Annotated in this window: 18 protein-coding genes; 12 read left to right on the forward strand and 6 right to left on the reverse strand. The window is 75.1% G+C overall.

All coding sequences use genetic code 11. From position 1 onward, the window contains the following. Positions 1–40: 40 nt before the first annotated feature. The 4 genes from rocD (at position 41) to ACERUJ_RS12455 (ending at position 5,818) form a co-directional block, all read left to right on the forward strand. Positions 41–1,285 carry an ornithine--oxo-acid transaminase gene (rocD, locus tag ACERUJ_RS12440; RefSeq protein WP_370248872.1) on the forward strand — a complete coding sequence of 415 codons (1,245 nt, stop codon included), beginning with the start codon at positions 41–43 and terminating at the stop codon, positions 1,283–1,285. A gap of 102 nt (positions 1,286–1,387) precedes the next feature. Next, positions 1,388–3,337, forward strand: coding sequence for a glycosyltransferase family 39 protein (locus ACERUJ_RS12445; protein WP_370248873.1), 1,950 nt, complete (start codon positions 1,388–1,390; stop codon positions 3,335–3,337). A 48-nt stretch (positions 3,338–3,385) separates the two neighbouring features. Continuing rightward, positions 3,386–5,398 carry a glycosyltransferase family 39 protein gene (locus ACERUJ_RS12450; RefSeq protein WP_370248874.1) on the forward strand — a complete coding sequence of 671 codons (2,013 nt, stop codon included), beginning with the start codon at positions 3,386–3,388 and terminating at the stop codon, positions 5,396–5,398. Positions 5,399–5,485: 87 nt separating this feature from the next. Then, entirely contained in the window at positions 5,486–5,818 is a 333-nt protein-coding gene (locus ACERUJ_RS12455) for a hypothetical protein (protein WP_370248875.1), read from the forward strand. Here ACERUJ_RS12455 and ACERUJ_RS12460 read toward each other — a convergent pair. Then, positions 5,805–6,428: a TetR/AcrR family transcriptional regulator gene (locus tag ACERUJ_RS12460; RefSeq protein ID WP_370248876.1), complete on the reverse strand. Its 624-nt coding sequence runs from the start codon at positions 6,426–6,428 to the stop codon at positions 5,805–5,807. The two genes, ACERUJ_RS12455 and ACERUJ_RS12460, sit on opposite strands and share 14 nt — an antisense overlap. Positions 6,429–6,514: 86 nt before the next feature. Between ACERUJ_RS12460 and ACERUJ_RS12465 the strand changes: the two genes are divergently transcribed. Continuing rightward, positions 6,515–7,357 carry an SDR family NAD(P)-dependent oxidoreductase gene (locus ACERUJ_RS12465; RefSeq protein ID WP_370248877.1) on the forward strand — a complete coding sequence of 281 codons (843 nt, stop codon included), beginning with the start codon at positions 6,515–6,517 and terminating at the stop codon, positions 7,355–7,357. Between the two features lie 110 nt (positions 7,358–7,467). Next, on the forward strand, positions 7,468–8,595 hold the full coding sequence (locus tag ACERUJ_RS12470) for a glutamate--cysteine ligase (protein ID WP_370248878.1): 1,128 nt from the start codon (positions 7,468–7,470) through the stop codon (positions 8,593–8,595). A gap of 24 nt (positions 8,596–8,619) precedes the next feature. Here ACERUJ_RS12470 and ACERUJ_RS12475 read toward each other — a convergent pair whose 3' ends face one another. Beyond that, on the reverse strand, positions 8,620–9,084 hold the full coding sequence (locus ACERUJ_RS12475; protein ID WP_370248880.1) for a hypothetical protein: 465 nt from the start codon (positions 9,082–9,084) through the stop codon (positions 8,620–8,622). A gap of 197 nt (positions 9,085–9,281) precedes the next feature. On the opposite strand from ACERUJ_RS12475, the gene ACERUJ_RS12480 reads away from it, so the two are divergent. The 3 genes from ACERUJ_RS12480 to ACERUJ_RS12490 all read left to right on the forward strand — a co-directional run bounded on the left by ACERUJ_RS12480 (position 9,282) and on the right by ACERUJ_RS12490 (position 12,922). Then, a complete protein-coding gene (locus tag ACERUJ_RS12480) occupies positions 9,282–10,676 on the forward strand; it encodes a wax ester/triacylglycerol synthase family O-acyltransferase (RefSeq protein WP_370248881.1) in 1,395 nt (464 codons plus the stop codon). A 37-nt stretch (positions 10,677–10,713) separates the two neighbouring features. After that, positions 10,714–11,454 (forward strand): matrixin family metalloprotease, encoded by a 741-nt coding sequence (locus ACERUJ_RS12485; protein ID WP_370248884.1) that lies wholly within the window; start codon positions 10,714–10,716, stop codon positions 11,452–11,454. Positions 11,455–11,557: 103 nt separating this feature from the next. Next, positions 11,558–12,922 carry a phosphodiester glycosidase family protein gene (locus tag ACERUJ_RS12490; protein ID WP_370248885.1) on the forward strand — a complete coding sequence of 455 codons (1,365 nt, stop codon included), beginning with the start codon at positions 11,558–11,560 and terminating at the stop codon, positions 12,920–12,922. Positions 12,923–12,955: 33 nt separating this feature from the next. On the opposite strand, the gene ACERUJ_RS12495 is transcribed toward ACERUJ_RS12490, so the two are convergent. Then, entirely contained in the window at positions 12,956–14,194 is a 1,239-nt protein-coding gene (locus ACERUJ_RS12495) for a glucose-1-phosphate adenylyltransferase (protein WP_370248886.1), read from the reverse strand. A gap of 33 nt (positions 14,195–14,227) precedes the next feature. Between ACERUJ_RS12495 and glgA the strand changes: the two genes are divergently transcribed. Next, positions 14,228–15,433: a glycogen synthase gene (glgA, locus tag ACERUJ_RS12500; RefSeq protein ID WP_370248888.1), complete on the forward strand. Its 1,206-nt coding sequence runs from the start codon at positions 14,228–14,230 to the stop codon at positions 15,431–15,433. Further along, positions 15,430–16,113, forward strand: coding sequence for a hypothetical protein (locus tag ACERUJ_RS12505; RefSeq protein WP_370248889.1), 684 nt, complete (start codon positions 15,430–15,432; stop codon positions 16,111–16,113). Before glgA ends, ACERUJ_RS12505 begins: the two co-directional genes overlap by 4 nt. A gap of 22 nt (positions 16,114–16,135) precedes the next feature. Here ACERUJ_RS12505 and ACERUJ_RS12510 read toward each other — a convergent pair whose 3' ends face one another. Genes ACERUJ_RS12510 through ACERUJ_RS12520 form a run of 3 tightly spaced genes read right to left on the reverse strand, consistent with a single transcriptional unit; the run spans position 16,136 to position 19,680 of the window. Continuing rightward, positions 16,136–16,804: a SprT-like domain-containing protein gene (locus ACERUJ_RS12510; RefSeq protein ID WP_370248890.1), complete on the reverse strand. Its 669-nt coding sequence runs from the start codon at positions 16,802–16,804 to the stop codon at positions 16,136–16,138. Positions 16,805–16,815: 11 nt separating this feature from the next. Next, on the reverse strand, positions 16,816–19,347 hold the full coding sequence (locus ACERUJ_RS12515; protein WP_370248891.1) for a sortase domain-bontaining protein: 2,532 nt from the start codon (positions 19,345–19,347) through the stop codon (positions 16,816–16,818). Between the two features lie 30 nt (positions 19,348–19,377). Beyond that, a complete protein-coding gene (locus ACERUJ_RS12520; RefSeq protein WP_370248893.1) occupies positions 19,378–19,680 on the reverse strand; it encodes a hypothetical protein in 303 nt (100 codons plus the stop codon). Positions 19,681–19,989: 309 nt separating this feature from the next. Between ACERUJ_RS12520 and ACERUJ_RS12525 the strand changes: the two genes are divergently transcribed. Continuing rightward, positions 19,990–21,018, forward strand: a complete 1,029-nt coding sequence (locus ACERUJ_RS12525) for a PQQ-binding-like beta-propeller repeat protein (RefSeq protein WP_370248894.1) — start codon at positions 19,990–19,992, stop codon at positions 21,016–21,018. Positions 21,019–21,114: the final 96 nt, after the last annotated feature.

Genomic DNA, 21,114 nt, shown 5'->3' on the forward strand with positions numbered 1-21,114 from the left:
CGCACGGCCCCGCCGTGTCATCCAGCAAGGGAGCGCCGCCATGACCGTCATCGAGCACCGGACCGCCACCCCCGCGGCCGGCCCCGGACGCACCGGGGTCGAGTTCGCCCGGGCCGAGGAGCACACCGCGCGCAACTACCACCCGCTGCCGGTCGTGCTCTCCCACGGCGCGGGCGCCTGGCTGGTCGACGTCGACGGTCGACGCCACCTCGACCTGCTCTCGGGCTACTCCGCCCTCAACTTCGGGCACTCCCACCCCGTGCTGCTCGAGGCCGCCCGCGCCCAGCTCGACGAGCTCACCCTCACCAGCCGTGCGTTCGTGCACGACCGCTTCGCCGAGTTCACCGAGAAGCTCGCCGCGCTGTGCGGCAAGGACCTCGTGCTGCCGATGAACACCGGCGCCGAGGCCGTCGAGACCGCGATCAAGGTCGCCCGCAAGTGGGGCTACCGCGTCAAGGGCGTGCCCGCGGGGCGCGCGGAGATCATCGTCGCCGGCGGCAACTTCCACGGCCGCACGACCACGATCGTCGGGTTCTCCGACGACCCGGTGGCCCGCGACGACTTCGGCCCCTTCACCCCCGGCTTCGTGACCGTGCCCTACGGCGACCTCACCGCCCTCGAGGCGGCCCTGACCCCCCACACGGTCGCGGTCCTGATCGAGCCGATCCAGGGCGAGGGCGGCGTCGTCATCCCGCCCGAGGGGTACCTGCGGGGGGTGCGCGAGCTGTGCACTCGCGCCGGGGTGCTGTTCGCCGCCGACGAGATCCAGGCGGGCCTGGGCCGCACCGGCCGGACCTTCGCCTGCGACCACGAGGACGTCGTGCCCGACCTCTACATCCTCGGCAAGGCGCTGGGCGGCGGACTCGTGCCGGTCTCGGCCGTCGTCGCCGACCGCGACGTGCTGGGCGTGCTCGCGCCCGGCCAGCACGGCTCGACCTTCGGCGGCAACCCGCTGGCCTGTGCCGTCGGCTCCGCGGTCGTCGACCTGCTGACCCCCGGCGACCTCCAGGCGCGCGCGCTGGCGCTGGGCGAGGTGCTGCGCGCGGAGCTGGAGGCCCTGCGCGGGCACGGCGTCGTCGGCGTGCGGGTGCGGGGCCTGTGGGCCGGGGTCGACATCGACCCCGCCCGCGGTACCGGCCGCGCGGTGTGCGAGGCGTTGCTCGAGCGCGGCGTGCTCGCCAAGGACACCCACGGGTCCACCATCCGGCTGGCCCCGCCGCTGGTGGTCGAGGAGGCCGACCTGCGCTGGGGCCTGCGGCAGCTGGCCGAGGTCGTCGCCGGCTGACGGCGCCCCTCGCTGGGAGCCGGCGAAAGGTTCGCTGAGGGTTCACTGATCGCACACCCTCGCCACGGTTGCCGCCGTCCGTGGCGAGGGATGCTGCCCCGCATGACCCTGGTGCGCTCGGCCCTGTCGTTCCTGCGCCGCATCCCCCCGCTGGTGGCCCTGCTCGCCGGCACCGCCGTGCTCTACCTGTGGGGCCTGAGCGTGTCGGGGTGGGCCAACCCCTACTACGCCGCGGCCGCCCAGGCGGGCGCGACGTCGTGGCGCGCGATGTTCTTCGGCGCCTTCGACCCCGCGGGCTCGATCACCGTCGACAAGCCGCCGCTGGCGCTGTGGCCGATGGCGCTCTCGGTGCGGCTGTTCGGGCTGTCGAGCTGGAGCATCCTGGTGCCTCAGGCGCTGTTCGGGGTCGCCACCGTGGCGGTCCTCCACGCCGGGCTGCGGCGGGCCACGGGCTCGGCCGGGGCGGCCCTGCTCGGCGGCGTCGTGCTGGCCCTGACCCCCGTCGCGGTGCTGATGTTCCGGTTCAACAACCCCGACGCCCTGCTGGTGCTGCTCCTCGTCGGGGCGGCGGTGGCCACCCTGCGCGCCGTCGACGACGACCGTCCGGTGCGCTGGCTCGTGCTGGCCGGCACACTGCTGGGGCTGGCGTTCCTCACCAAGATGCTCCAGGCCTTCCTCGTCCTGCCCGCGCTCGTGGTCGCCTACCTCTGGTTCGCCCGTCGCCCCTGGCGCACCCGGCTGGCGCACGTCGGGGCCGCCGCCGCGGCGACGCTGGTGGCCGGGTCCTGGTGGATCCTCGCCGTCACCCTCTGGCCGGCGGCGGACCGACCCTTCATCGGGGGCTCGCAGCGCAACTCCGTGCTCGAGCTCGTGCTCGGCTACAACGGCGTCGGCCGCCTCACCGGTGTGCAGACCGGCGCCGTGAGCGGTCCGTCCGGATGGGGGCAGACCTCGCTGTGGCGCCTGCTCGACGCCGGGACCGGCGGACAGATCGCCTGGCTGATCCCCGCAGCGGTGGTGCTCGGGGTGCTGGGGTGGCGCCGGCTGCGCACCGAGGACTCCCTCGCCGCACGCCGCGGCCGGGCCGCGCTCGTGCTGTGGGGGCTGTGGGGCCTGACCACCTTCCTCACGTTCAGCCTGATGGGCGGCATCTTCCACGACTACTACACGATCGCCCTCGCCCCGGCGGTCGCCTCCCTGGTGGCGATCGGCGCCCACGCGGTGTGGCAGGTGCGCGACACCGCGGCCGGGCGTCGCGGCCTGCTGGGCGCCCTCGGGGCGACCCTGGCGATGGCGGTGGTCGTGCTGGTCCCCCAGCGCGGCTGGGCGCCGTGGGCCGGCGCCCTGCTGGCCGCCGTGGTGCTGCTCGGCGCCGTCGCGGCGTGGCGGGTGGTGCGCGCGCGGCGCCACGCGGTGCCGATCGGGATCGGGTTCGCCTCCGCCGCGCTCGCCACCGGCCTGATGGGGCCGGCCGCGTACTCGGTGGCCACGGTCGCCGAGCCCCACACCGGCGCCGTCCCCCACGCCGGCCCTGAACGGCCCGGCCCCCGCGCCTACGGCATCCCGGTCACCGAGCAGCACCCCTCGGTGGGCGACCTGCTCAACTCCTCGGTCTCCTCCCCGCGCCTCACCGCCCTGCTGACGCGCGACGCCGACCGGTTCACCTGGGTGGCCGCGGTGACCGGGGCCAACTCCGCGGCCGGCTTCCAGCTGGCCACCGGTCACTCGGTGATGCCGCTGGGCGGCTTCAACGGCACCGACCCCACCCCGACGCTCGCGCGCTTCCGGGCGCTGGTGCAGGAGCAGCGCGTCCACTGGTTCCTGGCCGGCGGCGGCGAGTTGGTGGACGGCGAGGACGGCGAGCAGATCGAGGAGCTCACCCGCACCGGCAGCGCCGACTCCGAGCAGATCGAACGCTGGGTGGCCCGCCACTTCCGGCCGCTGGTCGTGCAGGGCATCACGCTCTACGACCTGACCCGCACCCCGAGGGCGACCCGTGCGGCCCCCGCGGCCCTCTCCCTCCGGCCCGGGACCGGATCCACAGCCCGCTGACAGCAGGACCCGGCCGCAGGCAAAGCCGCCGGGGCCACGGTGGAGCCCATGACCGCACTCCACCCGTCGCCGTCGTCCGCGACCCCGGGCGACACCTCCTCCGGCGGGCCGGCTCCCGTCGCCCGCCCCGACGTCCGGCCCGGATCCGCCCCTCGCCGCTGGCGCGACGAACGCCTCCACCTCGCGCTGCTGCTCCTCGGCACCGCGGCGCTGTACCTGATCGGGCTCGGCGCGTCGGGCTGGGCGAACTCCTTCTACGCCGCCGCCGCGCAGGCCGGCAGCGACTCCTGGTCGGCCTTCTTCTACGGCGCCTCCGACGCCGCCGGCTCCATCACCGTCGACAAGCCCCCGCTGGCACTGTGGCCGATGGCCCTCTCGGTGCGGATCTTCGGGCTCTCCTCGTGGAGCCTGCTGGTGCCGCAGGCGCTGATGGGCGTCGCCACCGTCTGGCTGGTGCACCGGATGGTGCGGCGGGTCAGCGGCTCCGCGGCCCTCGCCCTGCTTGCCGGCGTCACGCTCGCCGTCACGCCGGTCGCGGTGCTGATGTTCCGCTTCAACAACCCCGACGCCCTGCTGGTGCTCCTGCTCACCGCGGCCACCTCCGCCCTGGTGCGCGCGCTCGACACCCCGGAGCGGGCCCGCCGCTGGCTGGCGCTGTCCGGCACCCTGCTCGGGCTGGCCTTCCTCACCAAGACGCTGCAGGCCTTCCTCGTGCTCCCCGGCTTCGCGCTCACCTACGCGCTGTTCGCGGCGTGGCCGTGGCGTCGTCGGCTGGCCGACCTGCTCCTCGCCTTCGGCGCGATGCTCGTGGCCGGCGGCTGGTGGGTGGCCGTGGTCGAGCTCGTGCCCGCCTCGGCCCGTCCCTACATCGGCGGCTCCCAGAACGACTCCTTCCTGGAGCTGACCTTCGGCTACAACGGCCTGGGTCGGATCACGGGCGAGGAGACCGGCTCGGTCGGCGGCGGCCAGGGCGGCGGCTGGGGCACCACCGGACTGTTCCGGCTGCTCGGTGCGGAGAACGGCGGCCAGATCGCCTGGCTGCTGCCGGCCGCCCTCGTGCTCGGCCTGGTCGCGTGCCTGCGCGGACCGCGCCTGCAGCGGGTCCTCGCCACCGCGATGCTGGGCTGGCTGGTGGTCACCGCGCTGACCTTCAGCCTGATGGCCGGCATCTACCACGCCTACTACACCGTCGCGCTCGCGCCGGCGATCGCGGTACTCGTGGCCCTGGGGGCCGGCATGCTGTGGCGCAGCGGGACCCTCGCCGCGCGGGGCCTGCTCGCGGCCGTGCTGGCCGGCACGTGCTCGCTGGCCTGGACGATCCTCGCGCGCACCCCCGACTGGCACCCGTGGCTGCGGGCGGCGGTCCTGCTCTCCGGCGTCGTCCTCACCGTGCTCGTGGTGGCCTCCGCCGTGCTGCCGCACCGGATGCGGGCCGCGGTGGCCCTGGCCGCCCTCATCACCGCCCTCGCCGCACCGACGGCGTCGGCGCTGACGACCGCCGCCACACCGCACACCGGGTCGATCCCCACCGCCGGGCCCTCCGGCGGCGCGATGGTCGGCGGGCGTCCCGGCACGGGCGGGATGCCGACCGGATTGCCGGGCGGGATGCCGACCGGGATGCCGACCGGATTGCCGGGCGGGATGCCCGACGGGATGCCCGGTGGTGGCCTGCGTGGGCTGCTGGAGAGCACCGAGCCCTCCACCGCCCTGGTCGGCACCCTGCTCGACGACGCCGACTCCTACACCTGGGTGGCGGCGACAGTGGGCGCCAACAACGCCTCGGGCTACCAGCTGGCCACCCAGCGCAGCGTGATGCCGATCGGCGGCTTCAACGGCTCCGACCCCAGCCCGACGCTGGCGCAGTTCCAACGCCTGGTGGCCGACGGGGAGATCCACTACTTCATCCCCAGCGGCCTCGGTGGCGGGATGGGCGGCATGGGCGGCAGGGGCGGGGACGACGCCAGCAGCACCGCGTCGCTCATCACCGCGTGGGTGAGTGCGACCTTCACCGCGGTGAGCGTCGACGGCACCACGCTCTACGACCTCACCTCGCCCCTGTGACCCGGGCCTGACTCCGGCCTGCTCAGCGGCCTGACCCGGTCCTGGATGCCGGTCCCGGCGGCACCCCCGGCCCGCTACCGTCGTGGCATGAGCGATCGCACCCTCCGGATCGCGCTGATCGCGGCGGTGGCGGTGCTGGTGGGCGCCGTCGCGGGCGCGGTGCTGATCGGCACCTCGCCCGACTCCGGGGAGACCTCGCGCACCTGCAGCCCGGCCACGCCGGAGCGGGCCCGCGAGGTCTCGCTGCTGTTCAACGAGCGCTACCTGCGCCCGGACTCCCGCAGCGGGGTGGTGGGCGCCGGCGTCACCGAGGTCGAGGGCGGCGTGGGCCTGCTCGTCACCGTCCAGGAGGGCTCGCCGCTGGTCGGGGGCCTGACCTGTTTCCGCGGCGTGCCGGTGCGCTACCTCACGACGGGGTGACGATCGGCAGCTCGAGGCCGGCCTTCTCCACGACGCCGACCAGGGTGCTGCCGATCAGCTCGAGCAGGTCCTCGCGGGTGAGGTCGCCGGGGTGCTCGACCCAGGCGATCACCATCTCCTCGGCCATCGCCTGCCACCCGCGCAGCAGCAGGCGCAGGGTCGGGGTGTCGGGCAGCAGCTCGGGTGCCCCGGCCTCGGCGGCGAAGAAGCGGTCGGTGAGGGCGGCGCGCACCTCGTCGTAGATCGCGCGGACGGTCTCGTTGCCGCTGGCCGCACCGCGCACGAGCGACACGTACCCGGCGAAGTTCGCCAGCACGTAGTCGACGTAGCCGGCCAGGGAGGTCCCCAGGCGCACGAGCGGGTCGCGGTGGGGCGGGGGCGCGGTGGTGCGGATCAGGTCGTCGGCGGCGTGGCGCACGACCGCCTCGTGGAAGTCCTGCTTGTTCCCGAAGTAGTGGTAGAGCAGACCGCGGCTGATGCCGGCCTCCTCGGCCAGCACGTCGATGGACAGCTCGTCCAGCGACCGGGTGGCGAGCAACCGGACCCCGAGGTCGAGCAGCTGGGTGCGTCGCTCGGCCGGGCTGAGGCGCACACGCGCGGTGGAAGTCACAGGGCCGGATCCTACGCACCTAATTGACAGTTGTTCAATAGTGGGCCTAGCGTGAGCCCGATCCCACCCCGAGAGGAAGTACCGCCATGAAGTCGCTCGCCGACAAGGTCGTCGTCATCACCGGTGCCGGGTCCGGCATCGGTCGCGCCGTGGCGCTCAACTGCGCCCGCCGCGGCTCGCTGCTCGCCCTCAGCGACGTCGACGAGGCCGGCCTGGCCGAGACCGTCGCGCTCGCCGAGAAGGCCGGCTCCCCCCAGGTGCACAGCACCCGCCTCGACGTCGCCGACCGCGAGGCCTTCGCGCAGTACGCGCTCGCGATCGTGCAGGAGTTCGGCCGGGTCAACGTCGTGGTCAACAACGCCGGCGTGGCGCTGGCGGGAGATCTCCACGACCTCGAGTACGCCGACATGGACTGGATCATGGGCATCAACTTCTGGGGCGTCGTGCACGGCACCAAGGAGTTCCTCCCCCACCTGATCGCCAGCGGCGACGGCCACATCGTCAACATCTCCTCCCTCTTCGGCCTGATCTCGATGCCCGGGCAGTCGCTGTACAACGCCTCGAAGTACGCCGTGCGCGGGCTCACCGAGGCGCTGCGCGAGGAGATGCTCATCGCGGGCCACCCCGTCGGCGTCACCGCCGTGCACCCCGGCGGCATCAAGACCGCCATCGCCCGCAACGCGCGCGTCTCGGCCAAGGAGAACAAGGACGCCACCGCGAAGCTGTTCGACAAGAAGCTGGCCCGGATGACCCCCGACAAGGCGGCCGAGATCATCGTCAAGGGCATCCTGCGAAACCAGCCCCGCGTGCTCGTGGGCATCGACGCCCACGCGCTGCACACCTTCGCCAAGGTGATCGGCCCGCGCTACCAGGACGTCATCGCCGTCGGGGCCAAGCGGATGCTGCCGGACAAGACCACCGTGGTCTGATTCCCCGCACCACCCGCACGACCGCTCCGACAGGGCCGCACCGCCGCCGCGGTGCGGCCCTGTCGTCGTCGGGGGTGGGCCCGGGTGCGGGGGTGTGGAACGCTGCTCGCGTGCGGATCGACTTCCAGGCCTGCGAGCGCCCCACCCTCGGGGTGGAGTGGGAGTTCGGCCTGGTCGACCGGACCACCCGCGACCTGCGCAACGACGCCGACGCGCTCTTCGAGCGCGCCCGGCCGCTGCTCCCCCACCCCGACCGGCTGCACCCCGAGCTGCTGCGCAACACCGTCGAGGTGGTGTCGGGCGTCTGCCGCACCGTGGGGGAGGCGATGGCCGACCTGCGTGCGACCGTCGAGGCGGTGGTGACCGCCGCCGACCCGCTCGGGCTGGACCTGTTCGGCGCGGGCACCCATCCCTTCGCGGCGTGGGCGGCGCAGGAGCTCAGCACCGGCCAGCGCTACGCCGAGCTGATCTCGCGCACGCAGTGGTGGGGCCGGCAGATGCTGATCTGGGGGGTGCACGTGCACGTCGGGCTGCCGGCGCGCGAGCGGGTGCTGCCGGTGCTGTCGGCGCTGCTCACCTACGCCCCGCACCTGCAGGCGCTCTCGGCCTCCTCTCCGCTGTGGGCCGGGGTGGACACCGGCTACGCCTCCAACCGCGCCCTGATGTTCCAGCAGCTGCCCACCGCGGGCCTGCCCTTCCAGTTCCAGCGCTGGGAGGAGTTCGAGTCCTTCGCCCACGACCAGCTCACCACCGGCGTGATCGACGACCTCACCGAGATCCGCTGGGACCTGCGGCCCGCGCCCCGGCTCGGCACCCTGGAGAACCGGGTGTGCGACGGCGTGTCCGGCTTCGCCGACCTGACCCCGCTCGTGGCGCTCATGCACTGCCTCGTGGTCGACCTCGACGACCGGCTCGCCCGCGGCGAGCAGCCCGCCGTCCTGCCGCCCTGGCACGTGCAGGAGAACAAGTGGCGGGCCGCCCGCTACGGCCTGGAGGCGATCGTCATCCTCGACGCCGCCAACACCGAGCGGCTGGTGACCGACGACCTCGCCGACGTGCTGGCCCGCCTGGAGCCGACGGCGGCCCGGCTGGGCTGCGAGGCCGAGCTCGACCAGGTGCACGCCCTCCTCCGGCGGGGCGCCTCCTACCAGCGCCAGCGCGAGGTCGCGGCCCGGTCGGACGGCGACCTCGTGGCCGTGGTGGACGCGGTGGTCGGCGAGCTGCGCGACTCGCTGTGAGCCGCGACGCCGCGGGTCAGGGGGTCAGCGGGTCGGCGTCGTCGGGTGGTCGCGCACGTAGGCCAGGGAGTCGCGCAGGTCGCCGAGGTCGCGGTACCAGGTGCGCACCTCGACCCGGCACCGCACCCGGTCCAGCCGGCGGTCGTACTCCGAGCACTCCGCCACCGACTCCGAGTCGGTGGGCGGGGAGAGCGTCGCGCCGTCGGCGTAGGTGAGGGTGAACCCGTTGGCGGGGTCGCCCTCGACGGCCACGATCACCGGTCGCTCGCCGCGCCCGGGCGCCTGCGTGTCGGTGGCGGCGTGGGCCACGCCCGCCACGAGGCCGGCACCGAGCGCGAGCCCGCCCAGACCGACGCAGAGCCGGACCGGCAGCGACCTCCACGCCGTCGGTCGGGGCGGGGCGATCGGACCGGACGGGGAGCCCGAGTGGACCGGCGCGACGGGCGGGAGGTGCAGGAGGTGCAGGAGGGGGTCGAGGGGTGCGGGCATGGTCGGGCCTTCCGAGACGGGTGCCGCGCCGGCTGATCCGGCGAGGACGGGCCCGACGCTAGGCGGGGCCCACCACCACCGGGCGCGACCGGCGCGGCTCCCGGTGGAGCACGACGACGTCGCCCGCCCTGGGGACGATCCGGCGACCTCCGCGCGGCGCCTTGTGGCCGTGGTCACGCTGGGCGAGGATCACCGGCGTGGCGACCCCGATCGATCCGACGTCCGCGGCGTTCCTGCTCGCCGAGAACCGCAACATGCCGATGCACGTCGGCGGTCTGCAGCTGTTCGAGAAGCCCGAGGACGCCGGGCGCAACTACATCCGCACCATGTTCGAGCGGATGCGTGACGTCGACGCCGTCGCGCCGCTGTTCCTCAAGCACCCCCACCGGTCGCTGCGCACCGGGGGCCAGCTGGTGTGGAGGCCCGACGAGCAGTTCGACATCGAGCACCACGTGCGCCACTCGGCCCTGCCCAAGCCCGGTCGCGTCCGCGAGCTGCTGGAGCTGTGCGGCCGGCTGCACAGCACCCGGCTGGCGTGGGAGCGGCCCTTGTGGGAGGCCCACGTCATCGAGGGCCTGCGGGACGGACGGGTCGGGCTCTACACCAAGACCCACCACGCCCTGGTCGACGGCGTCAGCGCCATGCGCCTGCTCGCCAGCACCCTGACCACCGACGAGACCCGCCGCGGCATGCCCGCACCGTGGGCGGCCCGGCCGCGGCCGCGGACCGCCGCCCCGAGCGACTCGAACCTCGCCGACCTCCCCATGAGCGCCCTGCGCACCGCGCTCGGCGTCACCGCCGAGGCCGCGGGGATGCCGGGCGCGCTGGTGCGGACCCTGCGCCAGGGCCTGCGCAACGAGACCAGCGCGGTCTCGCTGTACGCCCCCCGCACGATGTTCAACCAGAACATCACCGGCTCGCGCCGTTTCGCCGCCCAGGACTGGCCGATCGAGCGGATCCGGGCGATCGGGAAGGCCACCGGCACCACCATCAACGACGTGGTGCTGGCGATGTGCGCCGGCGCGATCCGCACCTACCTCGCCGAGCTCGACGCCCTGCCGGACTCCCCGCTGGTGGCGATGGTGCCGATCGGGCTCAACGCCAAGCAGTCGCAGATCGCCTCCGCCGACGGCGGCAACGCCGTCGGCGCCGTGATGGTGGCCCTGGCCACCGACCAGGCCGACCCGGCCCGCCGGCTCGGGGCGATCCACACCTCGATGCGCGACGGCAAGGAGGCGCTGTCGTCGATGACGCAGATGCAGATCCTCGCCATGAGCGCGATCGGCCAGGCCCCGGCCATCCTCACCCCGCTGCTGCGGATGCAGGGCATCGTGCGCCCGCCCTACAACCTGATCATCAGCAACGTGCCGGGCCCGCGCACCACCCAGTACTGGAACGGCGCGCGGATGGTCGGCATGTACCCGCTCTCGATCCCGATCAACGGGATGGCCCTCAACATCACCTGCACCTCCTACGAGGGCCAGCTCGGGTTCGGTCTCACCGGGTGCCGCCGCACGGTGCCGCACCTGCAGCGCCTGCTCGGCCACCTCGACGCCGAGATCGCGGCCCTGGAGGTCGCCGCCGGGCTCTGAGGCCGCGCCGCTACCGGTCGTCGGGGAGGATGGCGGCATGGTGCTGCGAGCCGACCGCGAGCGCACGGTCTCGGTGGTGGCCGGGGTCGTCACGCTGATGGTGCTGCTCGGCTACGTCGCGCTCAGCGACTCCCCGATCGCGGTCCAGGCCCGTGGCCTCGTGGGGGCCGAGGACCGGCTGGCCCCCGAGGTCGCCGCCGACTCCACCGGCTCCTACGCGTTCCTGCACACCACCCGCGGCGGCGACCCCGTCGGCTTCAGTCCGTGCGAGCCCGTGCGCTACCTGGTGAACCCGCAGGGCGCGCCGTCGGGCTGGGAGGAGCAGATCGACGACGCCGTGCAGGAGATCGAGGACCGCACCGGCCTGGTCTTCGACTACCTCGGGACCACCGACGACCGCGCCTTCGACGACCGGCTCGACGCCGGCGGCAACCCCGAACCCGTGCTGATCGGCTGGGCCGACTCCGCGGAGGTCGGCGACCTCGCCGACGACGTCGCCGGGCTGGGCGGCCCGACGATGATCGGGCGCGGACGCCTGCAGGCCTACGTCACGGGCATCGTCGTGCTCGACCGCGACGTCACCGACGACCTGGCCGACGCACCTCAGGGCGGGGCGGCGATGCGGGGGCTGCTGCTCCACGAGCTGGGCCACCTCGTGGGGCTCGCCCACGTCGACGACCCCGGCGAGCTGATGTACCCGCGCGGCACGCTGCGCTCGGAGTTCGGTCCCGGCGACCTCGCGGGCCTGTCCCGGATCGGGGCCGTGCCCTGCCGGTGATCCCGCCGCCTCGCGGGGGCCCAGGTGTCGGCGGTGGCCCGGACCCGGGGCGCGCCGGGGCGGATAGCCGGCGGGCGGGGCCGATCCGGCTTAGCCTGGGCGGGTGCGAACCTTCCCCTCGCTCACCTCGGACACCCCTGCCCCGACGCCGGGCCCTCGCCCCCGCCACTGTGGCCTCGCCGGGCGCGCCCTGCTGACCCTCGGGGGCCTCACCGCCCTCGCGGTGGCCCTGGCGCCGGCCGCCCCCGTCGCGCCACCGGGCGGCGCGGTGACGGTGGCCGCCCGTCTCGACGGCGCGGGGGCCGGGACGGCGGGGGCCGGCGCCCCGGGCGGCCCGCTGCCGCAGACCAGCGACGGCGTCGCCGGGACCATCGCCGCGCCCCGCGACTGGCTCGCCCGTGCCCGCACCACCGACCCCGCGATCCTCAGCAGCTGGACGGTGGCGCCCGGGGTGAGCGCGGTCGTGTGGGAGCAGCGCGACTCCCGCGGTCCGCAGCGCTTCTCCCTGGTGGCCGCCGACTACCGCACCGCCGGACTGCGCTTCGACGTCGTCAACGACGGGCCGGTGGCCCGCACCCAGCAGCTGCGCCCGATGCTCGAGCGCGTGCGGGCGGTGGCCGGTGTCAACGGCGACTTCTTCGACATCGGCGACACCAACGCCCCGCTCGGCACCGCGCGGAGCCGGGAGCGCGGGCTGCTCAACGCGCGCCGGACCGGCTGGAACTCCACCTTCTACGTCAACAAGCACGGCGTGCCGCAGATCGGCACCCTGCACCTGCTGGCGAGCATCCCCCAGCGCCCCGGGCTGGTGGTCTCCCACCTCAACGCCCCCGAGGTCTTCGACGGCAACATCGGGCTCTACACCCGGGACTGGGGACCGACCCAGGGCTTCCGCGTGACCGGAGGCCAGACCCGGAAGGTGCGCGCCGTGGTGGTGCGCGGCGGCCGCGTCGTCTCCTCACGCAGCCGGCTGCCCTCCGGCACCGGGATCCGCGGCCAACTGCTCATCGGTCGCGGCGAGGGCGCGCGACAGCTCAGCACCCTGCGCCGGGGCATGCGGCTGAGCGTCTCGACCCGGCTCGAGGGGGGTCCGCGGATGGCGCTGACCGGCAACGCCGTGCTGCTGCGCGACGGGATCATCCCCGACCTCGACGACCGCGAGATGCACCCGCGCACGGCGGTGGGGATCGACCGCGACACCCACCAGGTGCTGCTGCTGGTCGTCGACGGCCGCCAGTCCTTCAGCCGGGGCGCCACGATGCTGGAGATGGCCGAGATCATGGTCGACCTCGGCGCCGACCAGGCCCTCAACCTCGACGGCGGCGGCTCCTCGACCATCGCCGCCCGACTGCCCTCGGGCGGCCTCGGCGTCGTCAACTCCCCCTCCGACGGCTTCCAGCGGCGGGTGGCCAACGGCCTGGCCGTCCTCGTGCCGACCGGCACGGCGACGCCCCCGCGCGGCCGGTAGCCGGTAGCCGGCGGCCGCGCGCCGGCGCGGACCTCAGGCCGGGAAGGGGTGGTCCTTGCCCAGCACCGTGAGGCCGTCGCTGACCAGGAACCCCCGTGCGCGGTCGGCCTCGTGGTCCACGCCCACCTCGGCTCCGGCCGGGATGGCGACGTTCTTGTCGATGATGGCGTTGCGCACCACCGCCCCCTCCCCGACGCTGACGCCGTGCATCAGCACCGCGCCCTCGACGTCCGCGCCCGGCGCCACCGAGACCGACGGCGAGAGCACCGAGCGCACCACCCGACCGCCGGAGACCACGACGCCCGGGGACAGCACGGCCTCGTCGACGTCGGCGGCGTGGCCGCCCGCCGCCACGATCTTGGCCGGCGGCTCCGGGCCGTTGCTGGTGTAGATGGGCCACTCGAAGTTGTAGAGGTTGAACACCGGCAGCGGGCTGACGACGTCCATGTGGGCGGCGAAGTAGGAGCCCAGGGTGCCGACGTCGCGCCAGTAGCCGCGGTCGCGCTCGGTGGCGCCGGGCACGACGTTGTCGCGGTAGTCGTACACGCCGGCCAGGTCGCGGCGCACGAAGGCCGGCACGATGTCGCCCCCCATGTCGTGCTGGGAGCCGGGCTCCGTGGCGTCGCGCGTGACGGCCTCCACCAGCGCGTCGGCGTCGAAGACGTAGTTGCCCATCGAGGCCAGGACCTCACCCGGGGCGTCGGGCAGCCCGCGGGCGTCGACCGGCTTCTCCAGGAACTCCCTGATCCGGCCGGGATCGCTCGCCGCGACGTCGATGACACCGAACTGGTCGGCCAGCGCGAGCGGCTGCCGGATCGCGGCGACCGTGCAGGCGGCACCGGAGTCGAGGTGGTGGGTGACCATCTGGGAGAAGTCCATGCGGTACACGTGGTCGGCGCCCACCACGACCACGATGTCGGGCTGCTCGTCGCGGATCAGGTTGAGCGACTGGTAGATCGCATCGGCGCTGCCGAGGTACCAGTGCTTGCCCACCCGCTGCTGGGCCGGCACGGGGGCGACGTAGTTGCCCAGCATCGAGGACATCCGCCAGGTCTGGGTGACGTGGCGGTCGAGGCTGTGGGACTTGTACTGGGTGAGCACGACCACCTGGAGGTAGCCGGAGTTCACGACGTTCGACAGCGCGTAGTCGATGAGCCGGTACATGCCGGCGAAGGGCACCGCGGGTTTGGCGCGGTCGGCGGTGAGCGGCATCAGCCGCTTGCCCTCCCCTCCGGCGAGGACGATCGCGAGGACCTTCGTGCGACTGCGCATAGTGAGCAACGTAACGCGAGTAGCCTCCCCCGTGTGCGGGTCGACGTGCTGAGCAAGGAGTATCCCCCGGCCATCTACGGCGGTGCCGGGGTGCATGTGGCCGAGCTGGTGCGCGCCCTGCGGGCGCTGCCGGCCGGACCGGACGTGCGCGTGCAGGCCTTCGGTGCCCCGGTCGACGAACCGGGCACCACCGGGCACGCCGACCTCGCCGAGCTGGCCGGCACCAACGCCGCCCTGCAGACCCTCGGCGTCGACCTGCGCATCGCCGCCGCGTGCGCGGGCACCGACCTGGTGCACTCCCACACCTGGTACGCCAACCTCGCGGGCCACCTGGCCGCGCTGCTGCACGGCGTGCCGCACGTGATCACCGCGCACTCCCTGGAACCCCTGCGCCCCTGGAAGGCCGAGCAGCTCGGCGGCGGCTACGCGCTGTCCTCCTGGGTCGAGCGCACCGCCTACGAGGCCGCGGCGCACGTCGTGGCCGTCTCGGCGGCGATGCGCGAGGACGTCCTGCGCTGCTATCCCGCCGTGGACCCCGCGCGCGTGAGCGTGGTGCACAACGGGATCGACACCGCTGTGTGGTCGCCGACCCCCGCGCCCGACCGGGTGCGCGAGCTCGGCGTCGATCCCGATCGGCCCAGCGTCGTGTTCGTCGGCCGGATCACCCGGCAGAAGGGGCTGCCGCTGTTCCTGCGCGCGGTGGCGCAGCTCGATCCGCGGGTGCAGATCGTGCTGTGCGCCGGCGCGCCCGACACGCCCGCCATCCAGGCCGAGGTCGAGACGCTCGTGGCCGACCTCGCCGCCACCCGCGGCGGCGTCGTCTGGATCCGGGAGATGCTGCCCCGCGCCGACGTCGTCGCGCTGCTCACCGCCGCCACCGTCTTCGCCTGCCCGTCGGTGTACGAGCCGCTGGGGATCGTGAACCTGGAGGCCATGGCGTGCGAGACGGCGGTGGTGGCCACCGCCACCGGCGGCATCCCCGAGGTCGTGGTGCCCGGCGAGACCGGACTGCTGGTCCCGATCGAGCAGGCTGTCGACGGCACCGGCACGCCGCTGGACCCCGACCGCTACGTCGCCGACTTCGCCGCCGCCCTCGACGCCGCCCTCGCCGATCCCGATCGCGCCGCCGCCTGGGGCGCGGCCGGTCGTCGCCGCGCGATCGGGTCCTTCAGCTGGGAGTCGATCGCGACCCGCACCGCCGACCTCTACCGCACCGTGACCGAGGAGCAGGGCCGATGAAGGTGATGATCGCGCTGGCCGGCGCCGACCACGACGTGCTCCTGGCCCGGGGGCCCGCCCTCGGGGCGCTCGGCGTCACGGCCGCCCAGGTGAACCTCGACGACGCCCCGGTGGCCGGGGCGCTGCGCTTCCCCGGCCCCGGCACGCCCGAGCCGGGGTGGAACGCGATCGTGTCCCTCACCTGGCCGCAGCCGCCGGCCGAGGAGGTGCTGGCGGTGGCCCTGGCCTCGGTGAGCGCCACCGCCGCCCACCACGCGGCGTGGGAGGTGGAGGAGCGCGCGCCGCTGTCGCCCGCCCCGACCGTCCCCGGGGAGCGGCTGGACGCCCTGGCCAACCTCGCCCTGCTGCGCCGTCCCGTCGACCTCCCCGAGGCGGAGTGGCGGCAGCGCTGGCAGGTGGACCACACCCCGGTCGCGATCGCCACCCAGGGCACCTCGGGCTACCTCCAGAACCGGGTGCTGCGCCCCCTCACCGCGCAGGCCCCCGCCGTGGCGGCCCTGGTGGAGGAGCACTTCCCGATGGCGGCCCTCACCGACGTGCACGCCTTCTACGGGTCCGGCGGCGACGACGCCGAGCTGGCGAGCCGGATCGAGCGGCTGATGGCCAGCTGTGCCCGGTTCGGGGCCGACCGCGACCTCGACCTGGTGCCCACCAGCCGCTACCTGCTGCCGCTGGCCTGAGCGCGGGCCGCCGTCGCGCGCGTCAGTCGACAGGCTGGGCGTGGGCGAACCAGACCGAGACCGTGCGCCGCCCGACGCGGACCCGGTAGGAGGTCCGGCCGTGGCCGACGACGACTCCGTCGCGACCGGCCCACTCCCCCGGCGCCGTGATGCGGATCCGGCCCCCGGGGCCTACCAGCCGCCACACGCGGCCCTCCTGGAGGGCGGCGAGCTCGGCGAGGTAGTTGGGGTGGTGCTGGGCCGGGCGACCGCGGTGGTGCCAGGTGAGCACGTGGGCGGGATCGAAGGTACGGCTGCACCGGGCGCACGTCATGACGCGCTCCGGACGCCGGTGCCGGGTGCTGGTGTGGCCAGCGGGGCAGGTGCCGACCCAGGGCGCCTCGGGCGCGGGCGTGTCGGCCGGCAGGCACCGCTCACCGGAGGCACCCAGGCGCCGGGCGGTCTCGCGCCAGACCCGGTCGTGCCCGTGGCGGGGACCGACCAGGGCATGGGCGATCTCGTGCAGGATCGTCTCCCGCACCTGGGTCTCGTCGTGCAGCCGGGTCAGCGGCGCGCTCAGGCCGATGGTGCGATCGGCGAAGCGGCACACCCCCGCCCGGCGCACCGCGGTGTCGAGCACGACGGTCCAGCCCTCCAGCCCGTGGTCGGCCATGAGCTGCTGCGCGAGCGCACGCGCGGCGACGGGATCCACGTCCACGCACGCTAGTCGCCGGCACCGACAGCCGCGGCGCCCCGTCCACCGCGCACCAGGGTCGCGGTGACGATGAGGTTGTCGCGGTAGAAGTCGGCGTCGCCGCGCCGCACCCGGTGGGCACAGGTGACGAGGTGGAGTCGGGGCGGGCCGTCGGTGCGCAGGACGGTCGCGGGCAGTCCGGCGCGGCGTGGGCGCACGGCGCGGTGCTCGATCTCGTAGACCGCGCCGTCCCACACCACGCGCTGCCCCGGCCGGAGGTCGGCGAGGCCGGCGAACGCGCCGGGCCCGTGCGCCCCGTCGGAGACGTGGGCCAGCAGCAGCGCCGCGCCGGTGAGGTCGCCCGGGCGGGCGCTCGCGGCGAGCCAGCCGACCTCGTCGACCGCCCGGGGCACCGCCACCACCCCGTCCACCACGCGGGTGGGGACGACCCGCAGCGGGTCGGCGCCGGGCAGGACCAGCACCCCCCGGGCACGGTCGGTGCCCGGCAGCACCGGGGCGGGGGCGGCGAGGTCGGCCGGCACGAACCGACGCGGCGGCACCCGCGGCCCCGGCGTCGGCGCGGTGTCCGGGCGGTCGGAGGGCTGCGGCCGCCCGAGCGGCACGATCCGCCCGGCGCCCGGCGCCACCCCGGCGCGCGGGCCGGGGGTCCCGGTGGGCACGTCGGGCAGCAGGGGCACCACAGGCCGGGTGACCTCGACGGTCTCGACGACGAGCCCCACCGGGGAGTCGAGGACCTCGTAGGTGGGGCCGGCCTCGACGTCGACCGCGTAGCTGTAGCAGCCGGGCCGGTCGAGTCGCACCGGGGCGGTGACCCCCGCGCCCTCGCGCAGCACCAGGCGCCCGGTGGCGCGGAGTGCCGCCCCGTCCCAGACCGCGCCGCGGCAGCCGACCGCGCCGGGGCTCACCGGTCCGACCAGGGTCCACGCGGCCGTGGCCCGGGCGGGGATCCGGCCCCCGCGCAGCCGGATCCGGTCCTGCACCTCGCGTCCCACGAGCACCGCGCGCTCGGAGATCCGGGTCTCGACGGCCAGTCGGCGCGGGGTGACGAGCACGGTCTCGGCGGGGATCCCGGGATCGGCGCGATGGGCGGTGGAGAGCGCACTCGGCTCGAGCTCGTGGCCGAAGGAGTAGCAGCCCGGCAGCTCGAGCCGCAGCGGGGCGCTGCGCAGCACCGGCGCGGTCGCGAGCGCGCCGTCGACCGCCATCTCGCCGCGGGCGTGCACGAGCACGTCGTGCCACGCGACCCCGGCGCACCCGCCGTCGACCGGCGGCACCGGCCCGGCCAGCCACCACCGCAGCCGGGCGCGGGCGTGCCCCAGACCCTGCACGGTGATCACGTCGTGCACCGTCTCACCGGCCCGGACGACAGGTCGGGAGGCCCGCGTGGCGACCTGTGGGGTGAACGGCTCGACGAGGGTCGTCTCCTCCGGGAGGCCGCAGGGGGTGCGGACCTCGGCCACCGGGGTGGGTCCGCGGCGCTGCGCGGGGAGGTGCTGCACCCAGGTGTAGTGGCCCGGCCGATCGGCGACCAGCCCCGGGGTGCGCAGGGTGCCCGCGCCGTCGAGGCGCAGCGTGACGGTGCCGACCCGGTGCGCCGGCCGGCAGTCCGTGGGCCGGGGAGGGCTCGGGAAGGGCCCGTAGAGCGTGCCGACGACCCTCAGGTCCACGTCGGGCGGGACGTCGGCGACGGTCACCACGTCGACCAGGGTGGCTCCGGGCCGGGCCGTGCGCGGCAGCGCCAGGGTGGTCACGCTCGGCTCCCACGGGATGCTGACGACCTCGATGCCGGCGCGCACGCGGGTGGACACGCGACGGGCGATCCAGCCCCGCTGGCGGCCGTGGCGGCCCGCGACGGGGCCCTCGTGGGTCCGCCAGTCGGGGTCCACCGAGAGCAGGCCGTCAGCGGCGGGGACCAGCGCCTGCACCGCGAGGGCGATGCGGCCCGGCCGGGTGGGGCGCAGCCGCAGCACCACCCCGCCGGGGCGTGACACCAGGGAGCGCGGGCACGTGACGGGACCGCGGCAGCGCACCGTCAGCGCCAGTCCGCCCAGGGAGGCGCCGGATCCGGCGATCGCGGAGATCCGGAAGGCCACGGGACGTCCCACCGGCACGGTGGCGGTGCCGTCGGGCACGCCCGTGCGCGCGATCGAGAGGGTCACCGGACCGCGGCGCAACGAGGCCTGCGCCCAGATCGACTGCGCCCGGCGCAGCACGTCGGCGCCGCTGCCGTCGCGGGGCGGCTGCACGGGCTCGCCGACGTGCAGCGGTCCGGGGTAGACCTGGAGGGCCGAGGCGCCGTCGGGTCCGTCGGCACGCCGACCGTCACCCATCACCTCGCGGGCCAGGAGCGCGAGCGCGGCGTCGGTGACCGCGCTGCCGCTCGAGCCGTCGGGGGCGTGGGTGCTGATCGCGTGGTTGAGCGCCGCCACCTCGGCCTCGCCGACGGGCAGACCGAACTGGTTGCGCAGGCCGGCCGTGCTCACCTCCCGCGCGTCACGGGGCAGCCGGGAGTCGTAGAGGTAGTCCAGGCACAGGAACACCCGACCGTCCGGCGCGCGGTAGCTGCCGAGCTAGGTGTAGCCCCAGCCCGACGCCGTCGGGTAGCGCAGGCACACCCCGCGCACCAGGTTCGGGTCGATCGTGCGGCACGCCGCGGTGGGGACCGGCCGGGCCACGGAGGCGGTGCCGCTGGTCGGCACCGGATCGGGCACGCCCACCGACCAGGCCGGACCGGGCACCAGCGGGGTCAGGAGGAGCCCGACCAGCATCGCACCGGCCAGCAGGAGGTGGAGGACGCTCCCGCGGGAGCGGGTCGGGGGTGGTGACGGACAGGACGCGGGGGGCGCGAGGGGCGCGAGGGGCGCGAGGGACATGGGGTCTCCGAGATCGGGGGCGGGACCGCCGCACGCGGACCGGGCGGACGGCGGGTGCGCGGGGCTACGGGCCCCGGCACGGCTCCGACCCTCCCTCCGGCGGCGGACCCCGGCGAGGGGGTCGCAGGCCGGCGGTGGACGGGCCCGGGATCGCCGTGGCTGTGGAGGATCCGCGGCCGGTGCGCCGGCCCACCGACGGGTGAACGGTGAGCACCGTCGGGCTGGCACGGTGGAGGAGCCCCCGTTTCTCGGCGCCGGGGGCTCGGGCCCTCGGCTGCCCTCCGGCGCCTCCACCACGAGGAGTCACCGATGACCACCACGACCCGCCCGACCCGCCCGACCCGCCTGGGCGTCGCCGCCCTCGCGCTCGTCGCGCCGCTGTCGCTCGCGCTGTCCGCGATCGGCGCCGCCGAGGCGTCCGCACACCCGGCCGCGTCCTCTCCCAGCGATCGTCAAGCCCCCGACGTGCTGCCCCTCCCGGCCGGCTTCCAGCCGGAGGGCATCACCGTCGGCCGCGGCGACACCGCCTACCTCGGATCGCGTGCCGACGGCGACGTCGTCGCCCTCGACCTGCGCACCGGCGCGCTGCGCACCGTGGCGCAGGGCCCCGGCACGGCCTCGGTCGGGCTGAAGATCGACCAGCGCGGCCGGCTGTTCGTGGCCGGTGGCCCCGCGGGCGAGGTCCGGGTGATCGACGCCCGCAGCGGCGACCTGCTGGCCCGGTACGCGCTCACCGCCGGCACCGCGCCCACCTTCATCAACGACGTCGTCCTCACCCGCGAGGCGGCCTGGGTCACCGACTCGCGCAACGCGGTTCTCTACCGGATCCCGTTCGGGCCGCGCGGTGCGCTGCCGGCCGCCGCCGAGCCGCTCCCGCTGACCGGCGCCTGGGTGCAGACCCCGGAGGTGAACAACGCCAACGGCCTCACCACCACCCCCGACGGCGAGGCGCTGCTGGTCGTGAACTCCAGCAACGGCACGCTGTACCGCGTCGACCCCGCCTCGGGCGCGGCGACGCCGGTGGACCTGGGCGGGTACGTGCTCACCAACGGCGACGGGCTGCTGCGGGAGGGTCGCACCCTGTTCGTGGTGCAGAACCGGGTGAACACCCTGGCCGTGCTGCACCTGGACCGCACCGGGACGCGCGGGTCGCTGCGCACGACGGTGACCAGCCCGGCGTTCGACGTGTTCACCACCGTCGCCCGGTCCGGCGACCGGCTCTACCTCCCCAACGCACGCTTCACCACCCCGGCCGAGCCGACGACGACCTACGACGTGACCTCGGTGCGGGTGCCGCGCCGGACCTGGCCCGGCCAGCGCACGGTGAACGCGGTGTGAACCCCGGTGTTCCAGTTGGTCCATTTGTTGCCCGGGAACTGCGATCCCTGTTCGGAGGTAAACATCACCAGGGTGTTGTCGGTGCAACCGCTCTCA

The organism is Nocardioides sp. (assembly GCF_964228225.1).
Taxonomy (GTDB): domain Bacteria; phylum Actinomycetota; class Actinomycetes; order Propionibacteriales; family Nocardioidaceae; genus Nocardioides.